General features: G+C 66.0%; 16 protein-coding genes. 6 read left to right on the top strand and 10 right to left on the bottom strand.

The window, feature by feature from the left end; translation table 11 throughout:
- Positions 1–224: 224 nt before the first annotated feature.
- Positions 225–1,241 (bottom strand): NAD-dependent epimerase/dehydratase family protein, encoded by a 1,017-nt coding sequence (locus ABD830_RS45575; protein ID WP_345001343.1) that lies wholly within the window; start codon positions 1,239–1,241, stop codon positions 225–227.
- A gap of 66 nt (positions 1,242–1,307) precedes the next feature.
- Positions 1,308–2,453 carry a glycosyltransferase family 4 protein gene (locus ABD830_RS45570; protein WP_345001341.1) on the bottom strand — a complete coding sequence of 382 codons (1,146 nt, stop codon included), beginning with the start codon at positions 2,451–2,453 and terminating at the stop codon, positions 1,308–1,310.
- A 519-nt stretch (positions 2,454–2,972) separates the two neighbouring features.
- Here ABD830_RS45570 and ABD830_RS45565 point away from each other — a divergent pair.
- Positions 2,973–4,067: a glycosyltransferase gene (locus ABD830_RS45565; RefSeq protein ID WP_345001339.1), complete on the top strand. Its 1,095-nt coding sequence runs from the start codon at positions 2,973–2,975 to the stop codon at positions 4,065–4,067.
- Positions 4,068–4,181: 114 nt separating this feature from the next.
- A complete protein-coding gene (locus ABD830_RS45560) occupies positions 4,182–5,294 on the top strand; it encodes a glycosyltransferase family 4 protein (protein ID WP_345001337.1) in 1,113 nt (370 codons plus the stop codon).
- 1,112 nt (positions 5,295–6,406) lie between these two features.
- Here ABD830_RS45560 and ABD830_RS45555 read toward each other — a convergent pair.
- From ABD830_RS45555 to ABD830_RS45520, 8 genes are all read right to left on the bottom strand, one after another.
- Positions 6,407–7,723, bottom strand: a complete 1,317-nt coding sequence (locus tag ABD830_RS45555) for a lipopolysaccharide biosynthesis protein (RefSeq protein ID WP_345001335.1) — start codon at positions 7,721–7,723, stop codon at positions 6,407–6,409.
- Positions 7,724–7,844: 121 nt separating this feature from the next.
- Positions 7,845–8,972, bottom strand: a complete 1,128-nt coding sequence (locus ABD830_RS45550; RefSeq protein ID WP_345001333.1) for a glycosyltransferase family 4 protein — start codon at positions 8,970–8,972, stop codon at positions 7,845–7,847.
- The gene (locus tag ABD830_RS45545; protein WP_345001331.1) at positions 8,969–9,991 is read right to left on the bottom strand and encodes a glycosyltransferase family 4 protein; all 1,023 of its coding nucleotides are present in this window, start codon (positions 9,989–9,991) and stop codon (positions 8,969–8,971) included. Before ABD830_RS45545 ends, ABD830_RS45550 begins: the two co-directional genes overlap by 4 nt.
- Before the next feature lie 483 nt (positions 9,992–10,474).
- Positions 10,475–11,461, bottom strand: a complete 987-nt coding sequence (locus ABD830_RS45540) for an NAD-dependent epimerase/dehydratase family protein (protein ID WP_345001329.1) — start codon at positions 11,459–11,461, stop codon at positions 10,475–10,477.
- A 4-nt stretch (positions 11,462–11,465) separates the two neighbouring features.
- Positions 11,466–12,818 (bottom strand): nucleotide sugar dehydrogenase, encoded by a 1,353-nt coding sequence (locus ABD830_RS45535; protein ID WP_345001327.1) that lies wholly within the window; start codon positions 12,816–12,818, stop codon positions 11,466–11,468.
- 370 nt (positions 12,819–13,188) lie between these two features.
- Positions 13,189–14,205, bottom strand: a complete 1,017-nt coding sequence (locus ABD830_RS45530; RefSeq protein ID WP_345001325.1) for a glycosyltransferase family 2 protein — start codon at positions 14,203–14,205, stop codon at positions 13,189–13,191.
- A 392-nt stretch (positions 14,206–14,597) separates the two neighbouring features.
- On the bottom strand, positions 14,598–16,796 hold the full coding sequence (locus ABD830_RS45525; RefSeq protein ID WP_345001323.1) for a hypothetical protein: 2,199 nt from the start codon (positions 16,794–16,796) through the stop codon (positions 14,598–14,600).
- Between the two features lie 264 nt (positions 16,797–17,060).
- Positions 17,061–18,359 (bottom strand): UDP-glucose dehydrogenase family protein, encoded by a 1,299-nt coding sequence (locus ABD830_RS45520; protein WP_345001321.1) that lies wholly within the window; start codon positions 18,357–18,359, stop codon positions 17,061–17,063.
- A gap of 294 nt (positions 18,360–18,653) precedes the next feature.
- Here ABD830_RS45520 and ABD830_RS45515 point away from each other — a divergent pair, with 294 nt between their 5' ends.
- The 4 genes from ABD830_RS45515 to ABD830_RS45500 all read left to right on the top strand — a co-directional run bounded on the left by ABD830_RS45515 (position 18,654) and on the right by ABD830_RS45500 (position 24,732).
- Entirely contained in the window at positions 18,654–20,228 is a 1,575-nt protein-coding gene (locus tag ABD830_RS45515) for a hypothetical protein (RefSeq protein ID WP_345001319.1), read from the top strand.
- Between the two features lie 149 nt (positions 20,229–20,377).
- A complete protein-coding gene (locus ABD830_RS45510; protein ID WP_345001317.1) occupies positions 20,378–22,717 on the top strand; it encodes a hypothetical protein in 2,340 nt (779 codons plus the stop codon).
- 78 nt (positions 22,718–22,795) lie between these two features.
- Positions 22,796–23,950 carry a dTDP-4-amino-4,6-dideoxygalactose transaminase gene (gene rffA / locus ABD830_RS45505; RefSeq protein ID WP_345001315.1) on the top strand — a complete coding sequence of 385 codons (1,155 nt, stop codon included), beginning with the start codon at positions 22,796–22,798 and terminating at the stop codon, positions 23,948–23,950.
- Entirely contained in the window at positions 23,950–24,732 is a 783-nt protein-coding gene (locus ABD830_RS45500; protein WP_345001313.1) for a GNAT family N-acetyltransferase, read from the top strand. The genes rffA and ABD830_RS45500 overlap by 1 nt, the downstream gene beginning before the upstream one ends.
- The last annotated feature ends 141 nt before the right edge of the window (positions 24,733–24,873 follow it).

Genomic DNA, 24,873 nt, shown 5'->3' with positions numbered 1-24,873 from the left:
ATGGCCTGGTCACGTCGGAGAAACTAACCCGCCGCCGGATATTTCAGTGACGCCGTGACGGGTGGTTACGAAATGTTTTCCATATTCACTACCTCCGCATGAGCTGGCGAAATTCACATACCTACTGGCGAACCTGGCGGTGAGTTTCCACATTATGGCAAGATGTCCGGATATTCTGGAGGCGCGGCACCGGACATCTGCCGGTGAGGCGTCGGGTGGCTACGTCATTGCGACAACGGCACGGCCGGCCGGTTCAGTGTCCATTTCCATTGGCGAGTCATGCCTTCGATCAGTGATGTCGACGGCCGATAGCCCAGCAGTTGCTGCGCTCTTGTCAGGTCTGCCGCTGTGGTTTCCACGTCGCCTGATTGCCGGCTGTCGCGCACGATCGGAATGTCGAGACCGGTGATCTTCGCAGCGCACTCCAGGACCTCCAGCATGCTGAAGGTTCTGCCACCTCCGACGTTCACCACCTCGGCTCGCGCGGGAGCAGAAGCGGCCGCGATCGTTGCTGCCACCGCATCGTCCACATACGTGAAGTCGCGACGCTGCGTCCCGTCTCCGTACAGTCGCATCGGCCGGCGGGTCAGCGCGGCCTCAAGGACTCTGTAGATCGCCATGTCGGAGCGCTGTTGAGGGCCGTAAACGGTGAAGTACCGCAGAGCCACGACACTCGTCGGCGTGCTGGGTCTCAGCGCATAGGCAAGAGCGAGGCGCTCTGCAGCCAATTTCGTGACTCCGTAGGGAGACAGCGGCGTCGGAAGATCCTCTTCGTGTGAGGGACGGTCGGTGCCGGTGCCGTACACGCTCGATGAGGAGGCCAGAACGAGCCTGGGCACATCCGTGGCGGCACAAGCTTCGAGCAGGCGCTGCGTCGCCATGATGTTCGACGCGAGATAGTCCGTGAACCTGTCACCCCATGACGGGCGTACACCGGGCACACCCGCGAGGTGGAACACCGCCGACGCGCCCTTCGTGAATCGTGTCAGGTCCAGATCCGTCAGGTCTCCCTCGATCAGCGTGAATCCCGGCTCCGCGATCAGGTCGGCGAGGTTCTGGGCTGCCGTGGGATCGTGCGAGGGCGGGCGCCGGTCTATTCCAAGGACACTCGCCCCCTGCTTCAGCAGGACCTCCGCCAGATGCGAGCCGATGAACCCGGCGACCCCCGTCACCACCACGTGCTCGAGTTGCTGTGGACCTTTCACTTTTCCCCCGTTCGAGATGCGGGTGCGCTGCCGCATCCCGCGCGTATTTGAGATCAGGCGTGTCGCGCCATCGCGCCGGCGGTACGTGGCAGATCCATCGCCTCAATGATCGCGACGGAGAGGGGCCTCCACGGTTTCATGGCCCCCAGCCCGTGGAATGCCGTTCAGCGCCGTGCCGTACCACTCCTCGATCCGGCTCGTGACCGCGGGCCAATCCAATGCCGCGGTCACGCGCGGTCCCAGGTCACTCATGCGACGGCGGGTTTCCTCATCGTCGAGCAGGGACCCCAGGACAGCGATCAGTTCGTCGACCGATCCGGAGGTGAAGGTTCGGTACGCTCCGCGGTCCTGGACAACCGGCTCGAGCGCGGCATCTGTGGATACGATGACCGGCGTGCCAAGAGCGAGCGCCTCCAGGGCGGCTGTCGGTACACCCTCGCCTTTACCGTCGAGGCGACGTGAGGCGAGGACGAAAACCTCTGCGGACCGTACGAGCCAGTAGATCTCGTTTCGAGACAGCCGGCCCGGAAGCTCGATGCCCGCCCCTTGGCCGGCCAGCCGCTGCAGCCGCTTCCTCTCGGGGCCGTCGCCGGCGATGACCAGCCGAAGCCCTGGCCGAGTACGGCGCACCGCCTGAAATGCCGCGATGAGAAGAGCATGATTCTTCATCGGCTCGAGAGAGCCGACGCTGACGACCAGGCCCCGCTCGCATCCGCCACTTCCGCGGACCTTGGCAATGCCCTCGAGATCAAGTCCGCTGGAGGCCACCCGGATCCGGCGTGGATCGACACCCAGGCGAACCAGGTCGTCGCCGGTGCTGCAGCCCAGAGCGATGCAGGCGTCGACGTTACGCAAGGCCATCCGGGCAAAGCGCTGATGGCGTTTTGACAGGGTGGCATGCACGGTCAGGACAAGCGGGAGGCCGAGAAGCCTGCAGATCGGGCCCAGGACGGCAGCCTCGACATGGTCTCCGTGCAGGTGCACGAGGTCGGCGGAACGGTGTCTCCGCAGCGCTCCCCCGACTTCGGCCGAGAAAGCCAGCACGTCGGACTTCACGGCCAGCGCGCGTGACACCAGCGTGGGCCTTGTGGCCAGCACCGTCGCGCCTTCCGGCACGACCCCGCCTCTACGGAACGCGAGTACGACATCATGGCCGCGCTTGAGTTGTTCTCGGGTGAGGCATTCGACATGCCGTTCCTTACCGCCCGGCTCGGGTGGTATGCGATAGCTGACACGTATGATTCTCATGCTCGTGACACGCTGCCCTTGTTCTTTCCGCCAGAGAGCGAACGAATTCCGCATGGCGGTCCATGCTTACTTCGAAGCCAGCGACCCATATGGGCGACGAGGAAGTTCGGGGCCCGTGACGAGCCGATGAGCAGAGCGCATCACCTTGTTGCTCCGTGGCGGAGGTGAACCCCGCTCGACGACGCTCCCGTGGCGCTCGTCTTCCCATCGGCTCCGGAAGGGAAAAGCGTGTGATCTGTCGTGCTCACGAGCTCCCCTTCAGATCGGCGGCGAGGTTGATCAACTACGAGATTGAGTGTACAGAAAGTAACGAGCTGCAACGATGTGTGGCGAAGGCGTGTCGCGTGACGGGCCCACCACGGCCACCGGAGCTGATTGCGGTGTCCCGTCGAACGCCGCGATCACCCTGTACGCGTGGGCCTGAGCGGACGCGACATCCAGCACAAAGCTCTTGTAATTTCTGTGGCCGCCGGGAGTGCCGCCGCGGTTTCCGGAAGCCCGATGGCGATGATTGTCACGGTGAAGCCCAGATTGCATGTCTGCGAAATCATCAAAACGCTGGACGTCGGTGGTGCGGAGGTTCTCCTCGTCTCACGTCTGCTCGCCATGCGGCCTACCGGCAAGCGATACACGGTGGTGTGCCTGCGGGCCTCCACTGGCGAGCTCATCCAGCGGTTGCGGTCCGCGGGCATCCGCGTCGTCGATCTGACCTCGTGCCCGTCGGCATTGCGCCTTCTGCGCTTGGCGACGGTCGTCAGAAGATTGCGTCCGGACGTGCTCAACCTGCACTCGCCGCTGCCCGCCGCGTTGATCCGGCTGACCTCTCGCCTGTCATGGCCACGCCCCGCGCTGGTCTCGACCGTGCACAATGTGCGCTACCGCGTGCCCACGATGTTGCTCGACCGGGCCACGAGATGGCTCGACGCCCGCACCGTCGCCGTCTCTCCCCAAGTGGCTCGGGCCGTCGTAAGCCGCGGAGCACGCCGTCTCCACACCAGGATCCATGGGGTCGACGTCGCCGAGCAGCGTCGTGCGGCCATGGACGCCGCACGGACGAGAATCGAATGGGACATACCGGAGTCGGCTTTTCTGATCGTGCATGTGGCCAACCTGCGCCCGCAGAAGGACCATGAGACGCTCATCCAGGCGGCGGCCACGGTCGTGGCGCGCGATCCACGGGCAATGTTCGTCCTGGCCGGCACTGGGCCGCTGCACCACCAGGTAGCCCGCCGTGTCGCCGGGCTCGGGTCGGACTCCGTGCGGTTCCTCGGCGGCGTGCCCGGTGCCGCTCGCCTGATCGCGGCTGCGGACCTGCTGGTGCTCAGCTCCGCCCACGAAGGACTGCCGGTCGTGATCATGGAGGCGCTCGCCGCGGGCGTGCCGGTCGTGTCCACCCGCGTGGGCGGCGTTCCCGATCTCGTCCAGCACGGTCAGAACGGCTTCCTGACCCGGCCGGGAGATCCCGAGGCACTCGCAGAGGTGATCATGCGCGCGGCGTCACCGGCGAACCACACACGTCTTCGAGCGGGCGCGCGTGACAGCGCCGACCTGGTCGACATCGACCAGGCGGGGGCATGGTTCGACAAACTCTACGACGAAGTGTGCTCGCGGTGACCGGTCCCTGCCGCCCGGTGGTGCAGTCATACGCGAACTGCTGATCGGTTACGGCGAGTATTTGGACGCGTGTCGGTTCTTGTCGCGCGGCGGGAGCTCCGAGACGGTGGCGATATGAACTTCCATGAGATCAAAATCGCCGATCTCAGGCGCGGGAATATTACCGAAAATCGGATATTTCATACTAATATATGGTTCAAGAGCTTCAATAACGCCCGATATACCGCGCTGCTACCCATTCTGGAGCGAGTGGACAGTCTCATGCTCCGCTGCACCGACCGGAGAATTATGCGCGGAGTACAGTTCCGGACATTGAACCGCTCCATCGGAGTGCATGGGCGCCTTCTCTTCCAGCTGGCCGCCAGGCGTTACAGATACGGATTCATCACGAATACCAAGCACATTCCGTTTGCAATGTTCCCTGTCGTGGTGGACATGGACGATCCGTACTTCACCGACGACGAGGTACGGATCCTGCGGTCCTCTCGGCAGATCACGGCGCTTGTCGTCACCAACCAGGCGGCTGCTGACCGTTACCGCGAACTGGGTGTGACTTGCCCGATCAACGTCATCGGCCACGGCCTACGGACGGTGGAGCCCGACCCCGGCCTGGTGGAGGAGGTGCAGCGCCGCAAAAGACCAGAAGAGCTGACGGTCGGCTACGCCGCCGCATGGCATCTCTGCGACCGGGATCGCGGCGCCGATCCCATGTACAACGTGACGCACCTGGTCGAGGAGCTGTGGCCCGGCGTGGTCGCCGCTTGCCCACAGGCGCGGCTCTGGCTGGTCGGTAGCGTCAGCAAGGTTCTGGCGCGCATGCTCGCGGGCCGGACCGACATCGAGGTAGTGGGACACGTACCGGCGGAGCACGTTCCCGCGTACTTGGCCGCCTTCGACGTGGGGCTGTATCCCCGCCGGATCCAGCATGAGCGATCCTCGGTAAAGGTGGCCCAGTACCTGGGATGCGGAGTCCCCGTGATCGGCTACCGGGCAGTTCCCACAGAGCTGATCTCGGGTACGGGATCAGGGCTCATCGTGGAGTCGCCTGAGGAATTTCGGGGCGCGCTGGTGCGACTCCTGCGCGATCCGGCCCTCCGGGCTGAGCAGTCAGCCCGTGCGCGGGCGGCGGCGCGCCAAGTGAGCTGGGACGTCCTGGGCGAGAGATACCAGGCACTGCTCGATGACATGCTTCCTCGAAAGGCCGGGCTCGGACTGCCGAGGAGATGACGGTGAAGAAGAGCAGGGTGACCACCGAGTCGCCGTAGAGCGGCGTCTCGGTGAGCGACATGGCCAGGATGCCGGCCAGGAAGAGGTACGCGGAACTACGGGCCCGAGAGGTCTCGGCAGACAGCAGGACGATGTAGGCAAGGAACAGGAGGATGCCGACGATCCCTGTGGCCACTCCCAGGTGGACCCAGAGGTTGTAGACGGTGCCACCACCGTCCAGGTGGTCGAGGACCGCCCAGCCGTGACCGGTGAGGGGTTGCTCGCCGAACTGCCGTAGGCCCACCTGGATCGCTTCCTCTCGGAGGAGACCGGACTCCCGGTTGAGGCCCAGGAACGTGGTGAGCCTCGGCACGATGAGGAGTCCGACCGGCGCCAGGATGAGCGGCAGCATCCCAGGGAGGTACCACCGCCTCGGCAGCGCCGCCGCAACCACCACGGCGACCAACGCGAACCAGATCGACCGCGTCTGAGTGGCGACCACACCGATCACGAGCAGGGATCGGAGCAGGAGCCGGACGCCGAGCGGCAGCGCCGAGATGGGCCCGAGGAGGAGTGCCGCCAGCAGGAGCGCGCCCACCTGCGCGGGATCCGCCATGAGGCCATAGAGCCGGTCCGTCACGTTGGGCAGATGGACCACCACCTGGTAGACGCCCAGCCCGAGCACCGCCCAGAGCAGGCCACGGCGGGCTGTGGGGCTGTGCGTCAATCCGATTCCCACAGCCGCATACAGCATGAGGTGAACGAGCGACCAGAACGTCCCCCCATGGGCGGAGGTCACCAACACGGCCCAGGCGAAGAAGGCCGCGAGAGCCGCTTGGGACGGCGCGAACCGGATGTTCATGATCGAGCCGCTCACGGTCAGCCGTACCAGATAGGCCGTGGCAATCACATCGCACAGGTTCAGACCGCCGAACGGCAGACCCATGCGGATGACGCACACCATCAACGCGGGGAGCGCGGCAAGCGGGAGGACCACCACAGCCAGCACCCAGATCATGTGCCCTGTCTCGGCCTCGCCGAGCTGGTCGGCGGCCACGCCGGCAAGCACCATAGCGACTCCGAGCAGGAGCCTCGCGAGTGCGACGCCTGGCTTTCCCGTCGGGTGCGCGGCCTCAATCATGGCAAACCACCAGTCTCCGAAGTGAGAGGACCCAGAACGCGGATCCGAGCACGGTCAAGGCCAAGGCCCCCCAGCCGAAGGTGACTGCCGTGGCAATCGGCTCTGGAGCGACCCAGACAGCGGCAAGCAGCAGCCCGAGATTGAGGAGTCCCTCAATGGTGAGAAAGGCCAGCCGCCAGCCTGGCTTGCCGATGGCGAGCGGAAGCACCTTGGACCAGGACACGCCTCCCTTCGCGCAAGCCACGGCGAGAAGCAACAGCGCGGCCGTGCCCGTCTGGGCGTACGAGGGTCCGTAGGCCAGTCCGAGCGCGGGCCCGATGAATGGGGCGGCGGCGACGAGCGCGCCTGCTCCCAGAGCCCCCAACGCCAGACTCGACCGGGTCACGTCTGTCCTGATCCGTCGCCCCTCGCCGACAGCGGCCGCCTCAGCCAGCCGGGGCTGCAGCATGGAGGCCACAGGGCTGATCAGGCTCGTGTAGATCCGGGCCGGGGCCAACGAGATCTTGAGGATGGTGACGAGTGTGGGTCCGCCGACTACGCCCGCCAACGCGAGGAGGCCCGACTCCGAAGCGGCTGCCGCCGATGTCGCGGTGGACGCTTTGACGGAGAATCTCACCAGACCGGTGGGCATAGCGACGCCCGGAACGGGTGGCCCGTAAGTACTGTGGATGGATTTCATGGCCTCACGGGCGAGCACCGCCGCGGTCACCAGAGCACCCGCGGCCTGGCCGGCGAGATAGCCGGCCGGCCCGCCTACGAGCAGACCACCGAGGGTGAGCAGGAAGAGCACGACGGCGCACCGCAGCCGGACCCGCCCGAGCCACTTCAACCGTCCGGTCAGCGCGAAGGCCGCACCGGCGGATCCCGTCGACGAGATGGCACCGCCCGTGATGATCGCGAGAGTGAGCAGCACCGCGAGATCACCCGGAACACCGCCGATCTGGTACCCCGCCAGAGTGATCAGCAACGCGACCCCGCTCGCTCCCGCGCCGATCCCCACATCCCATCTCAGGAGGCGGCCGAACAACGCGGCACCGCCCCCATCGCGGGACTGCTGGAGCGGCACGTACCGTTGCGCCGCGTCCTCCAGCCGGGGATCGCACAGCAGGAACCAGACAGACATCAGCGATTGCGCGAAGAACACCTTCCCCGCCTCGGACGCTGTGGTCGTCCGCGCCAGGGCGATCGTGCTCAGGACGGAAAGGATCGCCTCGCCCTGGCTGCCGACAGCGAGCCAGGCGAACGTCCACAGCTGCCGCCGTGCCGGCATGCGTGCGTGCCGGATCACCGTTTCCCGCAAGGAGGTCATCGTCAGAAGCCGACCTCGTCCCCGGAGCCCGGATCAGCCGGCCACTCGAGCCGGCCAGGTTCAGGGCTCTCTCCGACGTTGACGCGGCCTGCGTACCTCAGGACGAAGTCCATGGGGATCCTCATCGCCCCGTCCTTGGCCGCATGGCGATGTCTCGGATGAAGTCGGCGAACATGTCGATCATCACGTCGAAGTCGTGGTGTTCCGCGACGTATCGCTGTCCGGCGGCCCCGGCCGACCAGGCGCGCTCGGGGTCGGCAAGGAACGAGACGATGCCCTCCGCCCACTCGCGCACGACGCCGGGAGCCAGCAGCGCACCGGTCTCGGGTCGGATGATCTCCTGGTGCGCGGGGATGTCGGAGCAGAGCACCGGCAAGCCGCAGGACATCGCCTCCAGAACCGCCCGTGGCAGCCCCTCCGACCAAGAGGGATGGACGGCGAGCCGCGTCTGCCGGAACGTGTGGACGACCTCGTCGCGCGGTACGGAACCACGCAGCTCGACATGGTCCTCAATGCCGAGATCGTTGATCAGCCGTTGCAGCCGCGGACGCTCGGGCCCCTCACCGAGCACGACGAGTCTCGCGCCGGGGACACGGCCGAGCACGTGCGGCCACGCGCGTAGCACGGTCGCGTGGTTCTTCACGGGCAGCAGGTTGCCGACCATGGCCGTGTGGATGGGCCGGGGACCCGGAACGGCCGGGGGCGCGAAGAACCGGGTGTCCACCCGGCTCGGAATGCAGGCGACCGGGCTACGCGTCCATTGCTCTGCCCGGCGTTTGATCCCTTGACGTACGGCGCGGACCGCGGTGGCGCGGCGCACCGCCGCTCGTGAGACCAGGGCCAGCCCGGCTCTCTTCACCACACCGCCGTACGCGGGGCCAGGGTCCAGAACGTCCCCCTGGATCTGCACGATGTGCGGCGTCCGAGCCCGGGTCCGGGAGAGCTCGACCGCCACGGCGGCGAGCGGGTCACTGGACAGAAGGATGTCGCTGGACCTGGGGAGGCCGTGGTCCACCGCTCGCCGGGCCGCTCGCAGAAAGGCCGGCCGTGACCGGCCAGGGACTCGGTACAGATGGACGGAGCCAAGATCGGTGAAGCCGGGCTCCGCTCCCCCCGAGGGCACGATCACGCTGTAAGGTCCGCCGAGCCGTTCTGCCAGCGCTCGCGCCGAGCGCAGGTCGCCGTCGTCGGGCCGCAGGTCGCGTTTCCAGGGGCTCGACACGACCAGGGTGACGGAAATGGGCCTCACAGGATGTCCTCCAACATGCCGGCGACGTGCTGCGGGGAGAACCGCTGCTGGGCACGCTCGCGCATTCGGGCCCCGAGAGCATCGCGTTCGGAGTCCGTCAGGCGCGCCACCTCGATGGTCATCCTGATCAGAGCGGGCAGGTCCCCAACGTCGCAGAGGAAGGGATAGCCGGATCCCACCACGTCCGCCGAGCCGCCGGCCCTGGTCGTCACGAGTGGCACTGCCGTGCTCATGGCCTCGAGGAGCACGCGCGGAAAGCCTTCCTCGTAGCTGGGCATCACGAAGCAGTCCGCCGCTCCGTACAGCGAGGGCAGCTTCCGGTTCGGTACCGGCCCCATGAGGTGCAGGTCCGCCCGGTCGCGACCCAGCCGCTCCAGGTACGAACGGTCGGGCCCGTCGCCCACGACCACCAGCCGGACGGGACGGTCCAGCTCGGCTCGAACGGCGTCAAGGTACGGGACGAGCAGGCGCGTTCCCCTCCGGAACGAGAGGCGGTGTACGAAAAGAACCACGAACTCGGTTTCGTCCCAGCCGAGGCGGCGGCGGGTCTCCTGGCGCACAGCCGGAGGCAGGGGCGCGAACCGGTCGCTGTCGATGTCGTTGTAGAGCAGCCGCATCCGGTGGGCCGGGACCTGCCATCTGGCACGCATGATCGGGACCATGCTCTCCGGGCCGGTCACGAAGCCGTGAACGCAGCGGGCGAGCAGCGTGCCGAACAGGTCCTCCAACCGGTGCCGCACCGTTCTGCGCCTGTCGCCGTCCATCAGGTCGGCCGTTCCGCTGCGCCACAGAAAGATGCGATGCCGGAAGAACGGATAGGTCAGGATGAGCATGACGAGCAGGAAGCGTGAATAGCGGAGGAAGTATGTGCGGTACCCGGCGCGCGCGCACCAGCGGATCGCCGACAAGACGCGGACCAGACGGGTAACCCGGCTCGGGCCGACCGTCGAGATCACCTTGCGCACGCCGGGCAGCTGCGCGGGTGGCGTACCCCGTTCCACCAACGCGATCACGTCCATTCTCGCACCGAGAGCGGCGAGAAAAGCCGGGAGGTGCGCGAAATGCTCGGACTCCTCGGAGGACAGGTGAGGTATTGCGTAAACGACTCTCGAACGGGCCGGGAGCGATTCGGTCCTCATATTCACTGGTTCATCGTGACAATCGAGGGGCCGCCGCCGCTGATGGCGCTCCGCGTACCATCCGTTATTTTGCCGTCATTGCACAAGTACGAACCTCGATGACTCAGGCCCTGTCCTGATGCCGCCACCTTTGACCATCTCTGCTGACCAGGCTGCCTGCGATCGCATGGCGGAGGCAGGTGCCGAGACGGCGATGTCGCGCGCCTGCGATTCCGCTCCGGCGATTGCGCTGATCTCGAACAGTACGGTGTGATCACCCTTCGACGAGGTCCGCGTCGGTCAGGCCGATGGCGCGGGGCCACGGCTCTTCGATACGGCTGCCGGCGCGGACCCCGGACTCGATCTCAGAGTGATACGAGACGACTAAGCCTGACCGCTGTCCGCCTGCTCCAACCACCAGGGGTTCACACGAGCCCACTCGATGGTCTTGGCCAGCCCCTCGCGCAGGCTTGTCGTACTGCGCCAATTGAGCACTTCCCAGGCTTTCGTGGTGTCGGGTATCCGCCGGCACAGATCCTGGTATCGAGTGCCAAGGCGCTCTCGAGTGTCGACGGGAATGACGGTCGATGCGCCCCCGGCCAACTCGATGGCCAATTGCACGGCCTGCTGGACCGTCGTCTCGTCGGAACTGCCGATGTTGAAGCATTCGCCGTCGGACTTCGCGCTTGAGCCGGCCAACATCGTGGCGGTGACGGCATCGTCGACGAACGTGAAACACCGAGTCTGTTCGCCGTCGTCGTAGATGACAGGAGCGAGGCCGCGGAGCGCCCGGTGAATCGTGCGACTGATGACGAACGCCGGGCGTTGGCGCGGACCGTACACGTTGAAATAGCGCACGATCGTCGCCCTCAACCCGCGCTGCCGGACGAGAGCGAACGTCAGATGTTCAGCCAGCGCCTTGCTGGAGGAGTAGCTCCATCTGTCGACGGCGGTGCTGCCCAGGACGCGATCGTCGTCTTCCGACCACGGCACCGCGGGATTTTTCCCGTACACCTCGCTCGTGCTGGCGACCACCACCTTCGCTCCGGCGCGGTCCGCGAGGTCCAGCACGTTCCTGGTCCCCATCAAGTTGATGTCGATGACGTCCAGCGGTTGGTCGAGGTATCGGTCGACACCGACCACGGCGGCAAGGTGGTACACGATGTCCACCTCTGGTGTGATGGCCGCGGCCAGTTGGTCGCGGTTCCGGATGTCGCCCGTTACGTAACGCGGCGCGATCGGGGCCGCGAGCCTGCCGGGCGGCGGTTCAGCATGGTCGAAGACTGTTACCTCGTTGCCTTCTGATAGGAGCCGTTCAACGAGATGGCTCCCGACGAATCCGCCACCGCCGGTGACGACGACACGATTCATACTCTTACCTTCCTATCCCCCGATAGACAAAGCCCAACTGCCGCAGCCGCGCGATCGTTTCGCGTGAGTAGTAAGCACGCCCGTCGATCAGCGCGCATGACGGAGCGACCTGCCGGCGAAGTTCCGCGAAGTCCAGGAGCTCGAACTGCCTGTGCCAGGCGAGAACTGCCAGGCAGTCGGCTTGCCGTACCGCTTCCTCGATGGAGGCCGACGGCCGAACCCCGAAGGTCTTCTCGGCCTCGTCGTCGTCCACCAGCGGGTCGAAGAGGGTTACCTCTGCCCCAGCCTCCCTCAGCGCCGAGACGACAGGCTGGGTGGGTGTCGCACGCAGATCGCCGGTGTCGTTCTTGAAGGCGAGTCCGAGTACGGCGACCTTCGAGTCGATCGGCTCCTTGCCGAAGTTGGCGAGCTCGTTGACGATGAGGTCGAAGGTGTAGCGGGGCATGGCGTCGTTCGCGGCCCGTGCGGCCGGGATCGTGCGGAGATCGACGCCGCCGTCCTGGGCAGAGCGCCATACCATCCAGGGATCCTTGGTCAGGCAGGACCCGCCGACGCCGACGCTGGGCAGCAGGATGTTCATGTGCCCATTGCCCTTTTTGATGGAGTTCGCGGCCTTGACTACGTCGAGCACGTCGACACCGGCCATGGCGCATACCTGGGCGAGCTCGTTGGCCATTGCGATGTTGTGATCGATCCACCAGTTGCTGGCGAGCTTGACCATTTCCGCGGTCTCGAGAGAGGGGCAGCGAATTACTTCGACACCGAGACTCCGCTGCCAAAAGGCCGCCGCGGCCTCTGTGCTGTCATCGCACCAACCGCCTGCCACGATGGGCAGGCTTCGGAGTTCGTTGAGCGCGTTCCCCTCTGAAAGCCGCTCCGGGCAGAACGCCAGGCCGAAGTCGACGCCGCACTTCATCCCTGAGCGTTCGAGCAGGGGAACGACGAGCCGACGCGTCGTCCCTACCGGCACGGTGCTCTTGAAGATCAGCAGCTGACCGGGCCGGATGTGCTTACTGAGCTCGGCACAGGCGCTCTTCAGCTGAAGGTCCATCAGCACGCCTTGGTCGCGGATGGGCGTGCCGACCGTGACGATGACCACGTCAGCGGACGACAGCGCCGCGTAGTCTCCGGTGCTCCGGACCCTGGACGAACCCGCCCAGCGGGACACCAACTCCGGCAGCCCCGTTTCGCTGAATCGGCAGTGCCCTCTGGTCAGTTCCTCCACGAGCGAGGTGTCCGTGTCCACGCCGATTACGTGAACTCCGTTGTCGGCAAGTGCCGCCGCTACACAGGATCCCACGTATCCGAGGCCGACCACCCCGGCCGTGAAGTTTTCCTGGGCTGAGAAGAAACGCACGATCACTCCGTTCGGTGATTTCTTTGTGCAACCGGCGAGATTCGGTATGGCCGATCTCCTGTTTTTCAGCCTGCGGCCAAAGAATTCGCCCAGGTGGCAAGTGCTGTTCTTGTTCTAGCCCTTGATCGCCGGTCCGGCGACGATGGCACGCGCCAAGGCAAGTTCACGGGCGATAGCTTGAGGCGCCGGTGACGATTTTCTGACCGGATCGAACCGTTCACGCGCCTGTCGGCACGGGCAGGGCTGAAGGAGTTCTCACATCATGGGTGCCGCAATCCCCGGCGTCACGTGGAGCGGGGATCTGCGTCCGGACCTGGCGAAGATCGGTCAGATCCACGACCTCGCCACCTGGAGTCGTCTTACGTGCCCCTCATCGGCTGGACGCCGTATGCGGGGAGACCTGTGGCGGGGCTGAACGTTCATCGCCATGCTGAGCGCTCGGCAGAGACGCGTCGAAGAGCGACGAAGATCCAACGCGTTCCCTCACGACGTACACGGGGCGCCCCATCCCGCTTCCGTGAATGCGGCCGATGTATTCGCCCAGGATTCCGAGGGACATCAACTGTGCGGCGGAGAACAGCGCGACCATCGAGGCAATCGTGGTGAACCCCGCCGTCGTCGTGTCACCGGCAGCGAAACGCCACAGCACCGCACCGCCCAGCAGCAGGCCGAACAGGCCGGAGAAGAATCCCAGGTAACTCGCCAACTGGAGCGGCGCAGTGCTGTAGCCCAAGACCATGTTCGCGGTGTGCCGGATCAGCAGGCGCAGAGAGTAGTTCGACCGCCCATGTTGCCGGTGGTCCATGTGCACCGGCAGCGAGCCGATTTTCGCGGTGGCCCATGACAGGGCCACATCGACGGACACGTGAGGACCGGACAACTCCTTGAAGCCGTCACGAAGGTGCGTACGGAAGACGCGGAACGCGCTGATCTTCCGTGCTGAGCGCACGCCCAAGGTGGCAGACATGCCTGCCTTCACCGATCGGGACGCGAGACTGCGGAGGAACCCATGCTCTTCGACGTGCGGAACTCCGTAGAGCAGATCGAGGCGATCGCCCTCGAGGGCGGCCAGCATGAGCGGCACCTGCTCCGGGAGATGCTGCAAGTCGTCGTCCATCGTGACGACGACCTCGAATTGAGCCTCTCTGATTCCCGCGACCAGGGCGTTGTGCTGGCCGTAGTTGCGGGAAAGGTGGATCGCGCGTACTCCGTCAGTTCTTCGGGCCAGCTCCGCGGCGGTCGCCCACGTGTCATCCGGGCTGCCGTCGACGACGAGAATGACCTCGTATTGGACCGACATGGCGTGCAGGACCGACACGAGTCTGGACACCAACTCAGGAAGAGTCTGTGCTGAGCGGTAGCACGGAATCACCACGGACACCGACATTAATCCTCCGAGTGTTCCTCACGGCCTGCCACAACCCCGTTGTTTTCCGGCGCGCAGCGGAGCGGCGGCGGCACGGTCGAAGCGAGCCGACTGCGGCAGCCCGCGTCAATGACGCAGGCTTGTCGTGCTCGCTCTCGATGGCCAGCGCATCACATGCCTGATGGTCGGTGCCATGACGACCTCGGGGTATTGCGCTCTCCTTGGCGCGGGCTTACTCGTGGTCGTGGGGGCGGTGCCCTGCTTTTTGCCCACGCTGATTGTCGGCGGCGAGCAGCCCTGGCCCGCCCGCGCAGCCGCCCGCAGCCGTGATTCGCTGTCCTCCCAGAAGAAGCACCCGATCTGCCGCAGAAGTGAGCTGGACACCGCGCTGATCAGGCGGGCGTCGCCGGATTTCACCGGCCGGCGGCGACACGGTAGACGGCGTAATCACCGGACCGGAACCGGAGTTCGGCGTAATCTCCTATCCTCGGCTCGGCACCGGTGAGCCCCTCATGGACGAACAACCACCGGACACCGTAACGACCGGTCAGTTCCTCGATCGACGCCGGCGACGGCGACCGGAAAACCGCATCGTTCGTCCTGAGGCGGTCGCCGTCCCAGAACGGTTGCTGCTCCGGGATGAGCCCTGGACGCCAATCGGCATAGTTGCGTGGGACGAACGCCCAGCCTTCCACGAGCATGCGCCTTTCGGTCAGCGCGCTCACCCAGAACTGCCGGCTGTCGCACGGCTCGGTTGATCCCCAGCGGCAGTGTTCGTTGGTGGCGACCAGTTCCTCAGGCTGTGAATGCTCCCGCAGCCACCGCGCGGCGGCGAAGGCGCCCTCCGGAATCGCCGGCGCCGGCGCCGTGGGCGGAGCGGCCGCGGACGCACCACTGTCACGCGGCCCCCCGAAAGCCGCCGAGACGATCCTCGTGCCCCATGCCGCGGGCAACCCCATGGCGGAGACCATGACCACCGTGAGCGTGCCCGCGACGACGCGACGATTTCGCATGACCAGGAACAAGGCGGCGGTGGCCATTGCCATCATGACCCCGAGCGCGACATATGGCCTGTAGAGAAGAGCCTCGGCATGGCCAGGTCCCAGGGGGACTGCGACTCCCCACAGGCCACGAACGAGGAACGCGATGAACGTGGCGGCAACGGTCACCAGCGTGACCGTTCGCAACGACAACCGCACACGCCGGTACGCGACGACGAGCCCGTAAGCGGCCAAGATCGTCAGGTACGGATAGCAGGCCCAGAAGAAATGGAGCTGGCTCCGATGGGGATGGCCGAGCATGAGCGTGGCCCCGAGCCCGGTCGCGCCGATTCCCAGCATGAGGACGACTGGAGGCCGCAGGAACAGCCGCGGCCGGGTCAGCAGCCCGAACACGCCGGCCCACTCAAGGGTCCAGCTGAACACGTACAAGCCGGCGATGCCGAGGAGCGAGCCGGCGTACGCCAGGTCGGAATCCCGCCCGGTCAGCCCGCCCCAGTTGATCCGGGGCAGGGACAACGCGTCGACGTGCATACCGAGCCTCATCTGGCCGAACAGCACGAGCTGCGCATAGGCGAGGCACGCCACCGTGCCACCAAGCACCGCGAGTGAGATCACGCAGAGCTTGCGGCGCCGGGCGAGCTCCACCACGACAACCGCCGCCAGCCCGGCAGCGAGCAGCGGAAGATAGGTCGCTTTGGCGCCCATCACGGCAACAAGGAAGATGCCGAGCAACGCCCAGGTCCCCCGGTCGTGGCGCAGCCTACGGAAGTCCGTCAGGAAGAGCACGATCGGAGCGAAGAGCATCGCACCGAAGGTCTGCGTCGGGCTCATCCACGACTGCACCGTCCGCAGCGTGAACACGCCGACGTCGATCCCCTGGTACAGGTTCGGCATGGCCATGAAGATCGTGCCAACGATGGCCAACAGTCCGCCGATCCATGAACGGCTGAGGCACCGACCGATCATGCCGATGACGAAGGTGAGAGCGACCATTATGGGCAGCATGCACAGCCGCAGCAGCAGGACGATGGGATCGATCCCAGTGATCCAGCTGGAAGCGGCGAAGTGCGTGTAGACGAACCAGTGGTAGGAGAGCGGCTCGCCGGCCACCATCGGCACGGTCGGGGGCATGTGGTGCCGGAGCTCGCCGATCAGGGTCAGATGGAACGGCATGTCGATGTAGATGTGTGCCAGGGCCGGCCAGGCAAGCGCGTTTTCCTTGAAGAAGCTGAGCGCGCTCCACAGCACCAGATACCCGGCGACGAGCGCCAGGGAGAATGACCACCAGACCGGAGCCCGCAACCGGGGACCGCCTCTCCAGTGCCGGCGCAGCGCCGGCACCCCGGCGAAGGCCGCGTACACCGCAGCCGGCCAGGCAAGCACCAGCAGCGGCACCCCCACCGCACGCGCCCCGATGTAGGCGAACACCTCCAGCGCATACCCCAGGCAAAGCCCAAGTGCGAGCTCATCCACCAGGGTCCGGTCCCGCCGGTACAGCGCCCGCACCAGCAGCATCCCGGGCAACAGCACGGCCAGCACCAGGTAGGCGGCGAACACCACCACATCACGTAGGGAGACGCCGTAGAAGCACAGCACGCCCACTGTGAACACGCCCACACCCGCCGCGGGCAGGAACCGCCACCATCCGCGTCTCCCGAGCCGGCGAGCAGGGGGCAGCTCGGATATCACCCGCCCATCGAGCGGTGGCTCGATGTCGTGCAGATACGTGTTTCTTGACATGTTCAGCAGTGTTGAACGGATTGCAAGCCATTCCCCTGATGACAGCCGTACCTGGCACGGTCTTTTGCCGTCCTTTGCGTACGTCTTGAGCCCTTGGCAAAGACCCTCGCGCTCTGGAGACGCAAGCCGTCAAGACTATGGACGCCCGACACTGAGATATGTGAAGCCGAGAGCACGCATCGCGGCCGGATCGAACAGATTACGGCCGTCGAACAGCACCGGCCGACGCATTGATCTGACGACTCCCGCCCAGTAGACCTCCTCCAGTTGCGGCCACTCTGTCACCACGATCGCCGCGTCTGCGTGCTCGACCGCCTCCTCCGGAGTCGCGTACCGGCTCGTCGACGTCCATGGCTCCGTCTCGGCTGGGCGAGCCATCGGATCCCAGCAGGACACCTCGGCCCCTTCAGCCAGCAGCCGGGCCGCCAGCACCGTGCTCGGCGCTTCCCGCATGTCGTCGGTCCCCGGCTTGAACGTCAGCCCGAGCAACGCGACCCGCGCACCGACCAGGCTGCCGAGTTCTTCTTTGAGCTTCTGAATCGCTCTCCGCTTCTGCACGTTGTTGACCTCGACCACGGCCGACAACAATTGCAGGTGATAGCCAGTGTTGCTGGCCAGCTGCCGCAGGGCCTCGGAATCCTTGGGGAAGCACGAACCGCCCCAGCCGATGCCGGCCCGCAGGAAGTGCCGGCCGAGACGGTGGTCCAGGCCGACAGCCTGCGCGACTTCCTCGACATCGGCGCCGGTCTTCTCGCACAAGGTGGCGATCTCGTTGATGAAACTGATCTTCGTCGCGAGCAGGGCGTTCGAGGCCAGCTTCACCATCTCGGCGGACCTCACGTCCATCACGACAACCGGTCCGACCACGCCCTCATGCAGCTCCGAGATCAGGCGGGCAGTCGCCTCGTCGGATGCGCCCACGACGATCCGGTCGGGGTGGAGGAAGTCGCGTACCGCGGTGCCTTCGGCGGTGAACTCCGGATTCGCGGCATACCCCACGTCTCGGAGGCCGGCCGCGTCGAGGGCGGCCCGCACACGACTCCCCGTACCCACTGGCACGGTGGACTTCATCACCACCGCCCTCAGGTGCGACGTGCCCTCCAGTGACCGCACGACCGACCAGACCCGGGACAGGTCCGCATCGCCGGACGCCGACGGCGGCGTGTCCACGCACACGTACGCGATCTCGGACCCGTCGAGAGCCTCCTGAGCATCCAAGGTGAAGGTCAGGCGTTCCTTGTTCTGGGCGATCATGTCGCCCAGTCCCGGCTCGTAGATCGGCACTTCACCGGAGCGCAGGAGCCTGATCTTCTCCGGGTCGATGTCTCGAACCAATACCTGGTGACCCAGTTCGGCCAGGCAGGCACCGGTCACCAGACCGATGTACCCGGCGCCGAACACAGCCACCTGCCGCCGTTCCGGCATGCCAGCCATGGCTTACCATCCGTTCCCAAGAGGCCGAACCGCACGTCGACCACTGTCTGAGGCGTTAGTGCCGATGCTCGTGGAGGATGCCCCACCATAACCCGGCACACGCGCTCGCCTGGGCGTATGAGGGCAATGGCACCAATTGCCCGCGATTCGCGGTCAGCGGGTCGGCGCGACGCACGTTTCCTCCATCAGTCGTAGAAAAGGGAGAAAACAGGCGATAAAGCGTATGTGATGCGACACACGACTGCCGAAGCGGGAAATCCCGACCTTCATTACCAATCCTGCTACCGTCATGGCATGAGCGGTCCGATCAAGTCATTGAAGTATGCTTCGATGATCTCACCCTCCGCCAAGAATAGGCCGGCAGGGGCGAATCATCCAGCAGGGCCACCGCATGCCTCCCGCCGACGCAGGTGGGTAAATACAGCCGCCTGGGCCGTCATTGCCATTTCTCCCGCTCTGGTCACAGTGTTTCTCGTACAGCATTACTTCAACGTCGGCCTGCTCAGTTATACTCCCGGATGGTCTGACGAAATCGAATACTGGCACCAGGTTGCGACCTTTCGAACGGTCGGCTTCGGGGGCGGCGTCTACAGCGTCGACGAGGCAGAGGCGAAATTGCCCTTCCTGCGCTTCGGTTCGCATGGACCCGCATTCCCTATGCTCATGTCCGGCATCAGCGCGATCACGGGCTGGCACCCCTTCTCCGCTCCGCTCGTCAATCTGGTCCTCGTGGCAGCGGCGATCTTCAGCTACCTCGCACTGACCAGGGCCGGGTGGCTGAGAGCCGTCCTTACCGGCGCCCTCGTGCTCACGTTCTGGCCCATGATGCTGTACCTGCCGAGCACCATGCAGGAAACCGTCCACCAAGCGCTGGCCATTGTGCTGGCCGGGGTGTTCTTCCTGCTCATACGGCACGATCCGCGCGCGACTCGCACGCTGTTCGCCGCCGGAGTCGTCTTGCTCGCGCTGGCCAGCCTGCTCCGCCCCACATGGGCGCTGCTGTTCCTACCCCTGTACTTCCTCCGTGGCGGAACGATGTCGGGCCGGAAACTCGTGCTGGCGGCTCTCAAGGCGATCCCGGCCATCGTTGCCGCCTTCGGTCTCTGGGTGGCCGCATCCACACCCTTTCCAGGGTTCGTCTCACACCTGTCCGAGCTCACCCCGCGCTCACCATTGGCCGGAACGAAGCTGCTACTGCTGCACATCTGGATCAATGCCAAGGGCTTCGCCAAAGGCGAATGGGTGCAGGTGGGATTGCGAGCCGCGCTACTGACGATCTCCGTGGCGGCGGTCATCATCGTTGTCCGCCACCTTCGGCGTGGCACCGCAGATCACCACGAGGATCTGGTCGCCGACAGCGTGTTCCACCTCCTCAACTTGGTGCCTGCGCTCGTCATGGTGGTGCTGCTGTACGACGTCTCCGACTGGCGCGACTACCGAGTTCTGGCCCCTCACCTCCTGCTCTCGGCACTGGTTGCCCTGGCCCGCTCAGAACGCATCGTCGTCATTCTCGTGCTGGCTGCCGACCTGGCCCTCGTCGGTGCCTTCGGAGCCGCCTTCTCCGAACTCCACCGACAACATTTTGTGCAGGTGGACCCCAAGGCCACCTCGCTCAGCCGCTACATCGCGTACAAAAAAGGGGCACCGGCATGGGAGAACACGCTCATGGTCGACATGCCCAATTATGATGCGGGGCTCCTGAACGTGCCCGCCGGCGTGGGCCTGACCCTGCGGATATACGGAGAAAATCGCCAGGTCCGGTCGCGGTACTTGCTCGTGACGAAGGAAACCGCCCTGAAGATCGGACTGGATCGGCTCCGGCTGCTCACTTCGACCGGACGGGGCGGTCTATATTTGCGATTGAACTGATCTCACGGTGTCGGCCTCAGGTGTTCAGGCGGACGCCTGGTGCGGCTGGCGGGACATCATCCTTGGCGCACGCCAGGAAACGGCAAGAAACATGCCAACGGAGATGTTCTGCGCGGATTGATCCGCTCTTTATCTCTACGCTTGCCGCCATGAACCAGAGCATGCCCATTAATGGCCTCGCGCCGAGCTCCACCCCTTCCGAGGGCATCTCCCATACGTCGGAGCCTTCACCGGGCGGGAGAAGCGCATCCGTACGGTCCAACGCTTGGCGGAGATGGCTGCCCACGGGCTTGGTGATTGCCTTCACCGCGGCCGTCCTCAATCGATATGGGGTATCCGGCCGGGACATGGCAGTCTTTTTCGCTTATGTTGCGGTAGGTCTCACTTTGCCGGGCGTATTGGTGATCCGCGCGCTCTATGCGGGATCGCGCACACTGGTGGAGGAGATCGCGCTGGGGCTGGCGCTCGGCTACGCCATGGAGATCCTGCTCTACATCGGTGCCCGCGCCGTCGGCGTGCCTCGGCTTGTCGTGGCAGGTCCGCTGACCGTGTACGTGCTCTTCCTCGCTGTCCCGTCACTGCGCCGCTATTGGCGGAGCAGTCGGCGGCTGGCCGCACCTTGGTGGTGGTCGTGGCTCCTCGCCCTGCTCACAGTTCTCCTGGTGGCATGGAGCGGTATCAAGTTCTTCGGCACCCACGCCGTGACGTGGCCTGACCTCGGGGCGACAGGCCACGACATGCCGTTCCACCTGGCCCTGATCAGTGAGCTCAGACATCACATGCCGCCCTCGGTGCCGATGGTCGCGGGCGAGCCCCTCTTCTACCACTGGTTCGTGTACGCCCACCTCGCGGCGGCCAGCCACCTGACCGGAGTGGAGCCGCTCATCCTCCTGTTCCGCCTCGGCATGCTTCCCATGCTCGCAGCGCTCGTCGTCCTCGCGGGCCTGACCGGGCGTCGAGTCACAGGCTCGTGGTATGGCGCGGCGATCACGGCCGTGGGCACGGTCTCGGTAGGGGTGACGAGCCTGTACCTGGGCGCGAACGGAAGGTTCACCTGGGGTGGGCTTCCGGACATGGCATGGACCAGCCCGACCCAGACTCTCGGCGCGCTACTGTTCGCCCCGCTTGTCCTCATACTCATCAACCTGATCGGTCCACGAGGATACGACCCACGTGCGTGGGGGCCCGCCCTGGTGTTGCTGATGGCGATCACCGGCGCCAAAGCCACTTACCTACCGCTCCTTCTCGCCGGCCTGACCTTTGTCGCAATAGTGCAGTTCGTCCAGCGGCGCCGACTGTCGCGGAATCTCGTCATCGCCTTCGCTGTGACGACGGCCTGCTTCCTTTTCGCACAGGTCATCCTGTTCGGCCTGGCCAAGCAAGGGCTAGTCGTAGATCTCTTCTCCTTCACCCGCATAGCCTGGGGGGAATTGACCGGCGTGGATCCAGGCGGCTCTGTACCTGGCCTGGCGGCGGTGCACCTGCTCTCCTGGGCCATCTCCTGGGCCGGGACGTTCGGCCTGCTCGTCCGGCCCCGGCAGCTCGCCCGCCCCGCGGTGGCCCTACTGCTCGGCATCGGCATGGCCGGCGTCGGCGCCGCGCTGGTGCTCGGGCATCCTGGCCGAAGCCAGCTCTTCTTCTTCTGGGGCGCGTGTCCCTACCTCACGGCCCTCTCTGCATGCGGGCTGCTCGCCCTCCTACGGCGAGCAAGGGTAGCCCCCACGACGACGGCGCTCTGGGCCGCCTTGGGGGTCCTCACGGCATACCTGATCTCCTTCTTCTGCGACGTCTCCATACCGCTGGCGCCCGGACAGGACGGCGGCGTGCTCTACCGTCCCTACTGGGTGCTACTGGCCGCCATTGTGCTGGCGGGTGCCGTCCTGACCGTCCTGCGTGGCGCGCTGACCGCCGCGACCCTCCTCGTGGTGGCCTGCACGGCGATAGGTCTGCCGGCATACTGGCACGCACGCGTTCTGTCCGCGCTCGACGCTTTTGGCAAGGACGACGTCAGGCCTGACGTCCAGCCCGCCGCCGAGCCGTCGATCCGGATCCCCCAGGGAGGCCTGACCGCCGCACGCTGGTTGCGTGCCCACTCCGATCCCGACGATCTGGTCGCCACCAATGTGCACTGCCGCTGGGGGCGGGAGAGCCCGTGTGACAGCACGTCCGCGTGGGCGTCAGCGCTGACCGAAAGGCACATGCTGGTCGAAGGATGGGCTTACACGGCAACCAACCTCACGAGGTGGCGTCCAGGGCTGACACAGGAAACCCTCCCGTTCTGGGACAGCCGGCGGCTCAGCCTCAACGATGCCGCCTTCCGGGCACCGACCGAGAGGGTCATGCGGCTGCTCGGCCAGGATTACGGTGTGCGCTGGCTTTTCGCGGAGGAATCGCAAGGGGAAACCAGTTCGGCGATCGGCGACTTCGCCCGACTCCGGTTCCGTTCAGGTGACTACGCTGTATACCGGCTAACCGGCTCTCCGGCTTGAGGTAATGCTTACGCAATACTCGTCCGGCGTGCGACATGTCGCCGTGCCGCACCATTCGCCGCGTTGTTCACTGCGTTCGTGCATGCGACTGACCTGAGGATGGTTCCGTCCAACCGGACGTACATCGCGGACAACGAGCTCGACTATCTGGTGGAGGCCGTACGCGGCCACTCCACCTGCGGTGACGGGCCCTTCACCCGGCGGGCCACCGCGCTCGTGAAGCAGATCACGGGCGCCGGGCAGGCGCTCCTGACCACCTCCTGCACACACGCGCTGGAGATGTCGGCAATCCTGCTGGACCTGCGGCCCGGTGACGAGGTGATCATGCCGTCGTTCACCTTCATGTCGACGGCCAACGCCTTCGCCCTGCGCGGCGCCGTGCCGGTGTTCGTCGATTGCCGGCCCGACACTCTGAACCTGGACGAGCGGCAACTGGAGGCCGCGATCACCGAGCGCACCCGGGCTGTGGTGGTGGTCCACTACGCCGGTGTCGCCTGCGCGATGGATACGATAGGAGAGCTGGCCAACCGGCACGGCTTGGCCGTCATCGAGGACAACGCCCACGGGCTGGGCGGCCGCTACAGGGACCGGCTACTCGGCTCGTTCGGCTGCATGGCAACCCAGAGCTTTCATGAGACGAAGAATGTCCAGTGCGGCGAGGGCGGCGCGCTGCTCCTGAACGACGGGGCCCTGGCCGAGCGTGCGGAGATCATCCGGGAGAAGGGCACCGACCGCAGCCGGTTCTACCGCGGCCAGGTCGACAAATACCGGTGGGTCGACATCGGGTCCAGCTATCTCCCCTCCGACGTGCTCGCCGCGCAGCTGACCGCCCAGCTCGAGGCGTTCGACACGATCCAGGTGCGCCGCCACGCGGTGTGGGACCGCTACCACGAGGAGCTGGCCGACTGGGCGGCGGGCAACGGGGTCGCCCAGCCGACCGTCCCCGACGACTGCGCGCATCCCGCGCACCTCTACTACCTGCTGATGCCGGACCTGGCCCACCGCCAGGCGTTCATCGCGCACCTCGCCGAGCGCGGCGTGCGGGCCGTGTTCCACTACCAGCCTTTGCACTCCTCCCCTGCCGGCGTCCAGCACGGGCGCACCGCTCCGGGCGGATGCCCGGTGACCGAGGAGGCCGCCGATCGGCTGGTCCGGCTGCCGCTCTTCGCCGGCCTCGACGAGGCCGACGTGACCCAGGTGATCGCCGCGGTCCGCGCCTATGAGGTGAGCTGATGGCCTGGCACGACGTGATCGAGGCGCCCACGCTGCGGGCCCAGGAGTCGCCGCTGGAGTCGGCCCGCTTCGGCTGCTCGGTGGAGCGCCTCACCGTCTCCGCCGCCTCTGAGACGCCGCTCGTCGCGGTCCGTGAGGCGATCCTGGGCTCCACGGCGGACGTCGTCATCCTGCGGTACCCCGCCGAGCGTATCGGCTGGTTCGCCCCGCTGACCGGTCTCGGCAGGACCGCGGTCTTCGCCGACTCCTTGGTGTACTGGCGGCTGTCCGCCGGCCGGGGCCGCGCACCCGCGCCCTCACACGAGCTGTCGGTGACCGCGGCGCCCGGTATCGCCGCCGTCGAGGCGCTGGTGGCCGACATCTTCTCCGCGTACGGCTGCCACTACCTGGCCAACCCGCTGTTCGACCCCGCGCAGGCGCTCGCCGGTTACCAGGAGTGGGCTCTGCGGTCGGTCGCCGAGGACGGATGCCTGGCACTGCGCGGCCCGGACGGCAACGGCTCGAGCCTGCTCGCGTTCGCCACCCTGGACGAGGACGCGGACCGCTCCGAGATCCTGCTCGCCGGAGTGGTCCCCGCCCAGCAGGGGCGGGGACTCTACGCCCACCTGCTCAAGGCGGTCGAGGATCGCACACTGGCACGCGACGCGCGCGAGGTGGTCATCTCCACGCAGGGGCACAACACGCGCGTGCAGCGCGCCTGGGCCCGGTACGGGTTCGAACCAGTCCAGACGCTGCTCACTGTTCACCTGGTCCGGAGCCCGCTCCTGCATGGACAGGGATGACCGTTCCTCAAGGCGAGCCTGCTCATGATCGTGGATGGAGTACGCACCGACCGATAACACGAATTACCACCGACACCGACATGGATGCCCCGATCGTCCAGTGCAAAAAGGTTATAATCGTGCAGCCCCCACCACGCGATT

Origin of the sequence: Nonomuraea helvata, assembly GCF_039535785.1 — a bacterium.
Classification (GTDB): Bacteria; Actinomycetota; Actinomycetes; order Streptosporangiales; family Streptosporangiaceae; genus Nonomuraea; species Nonomuraea helvata.
This window is presented reverse-complemented; position numbering and strand designations above follow the sequence as displayed.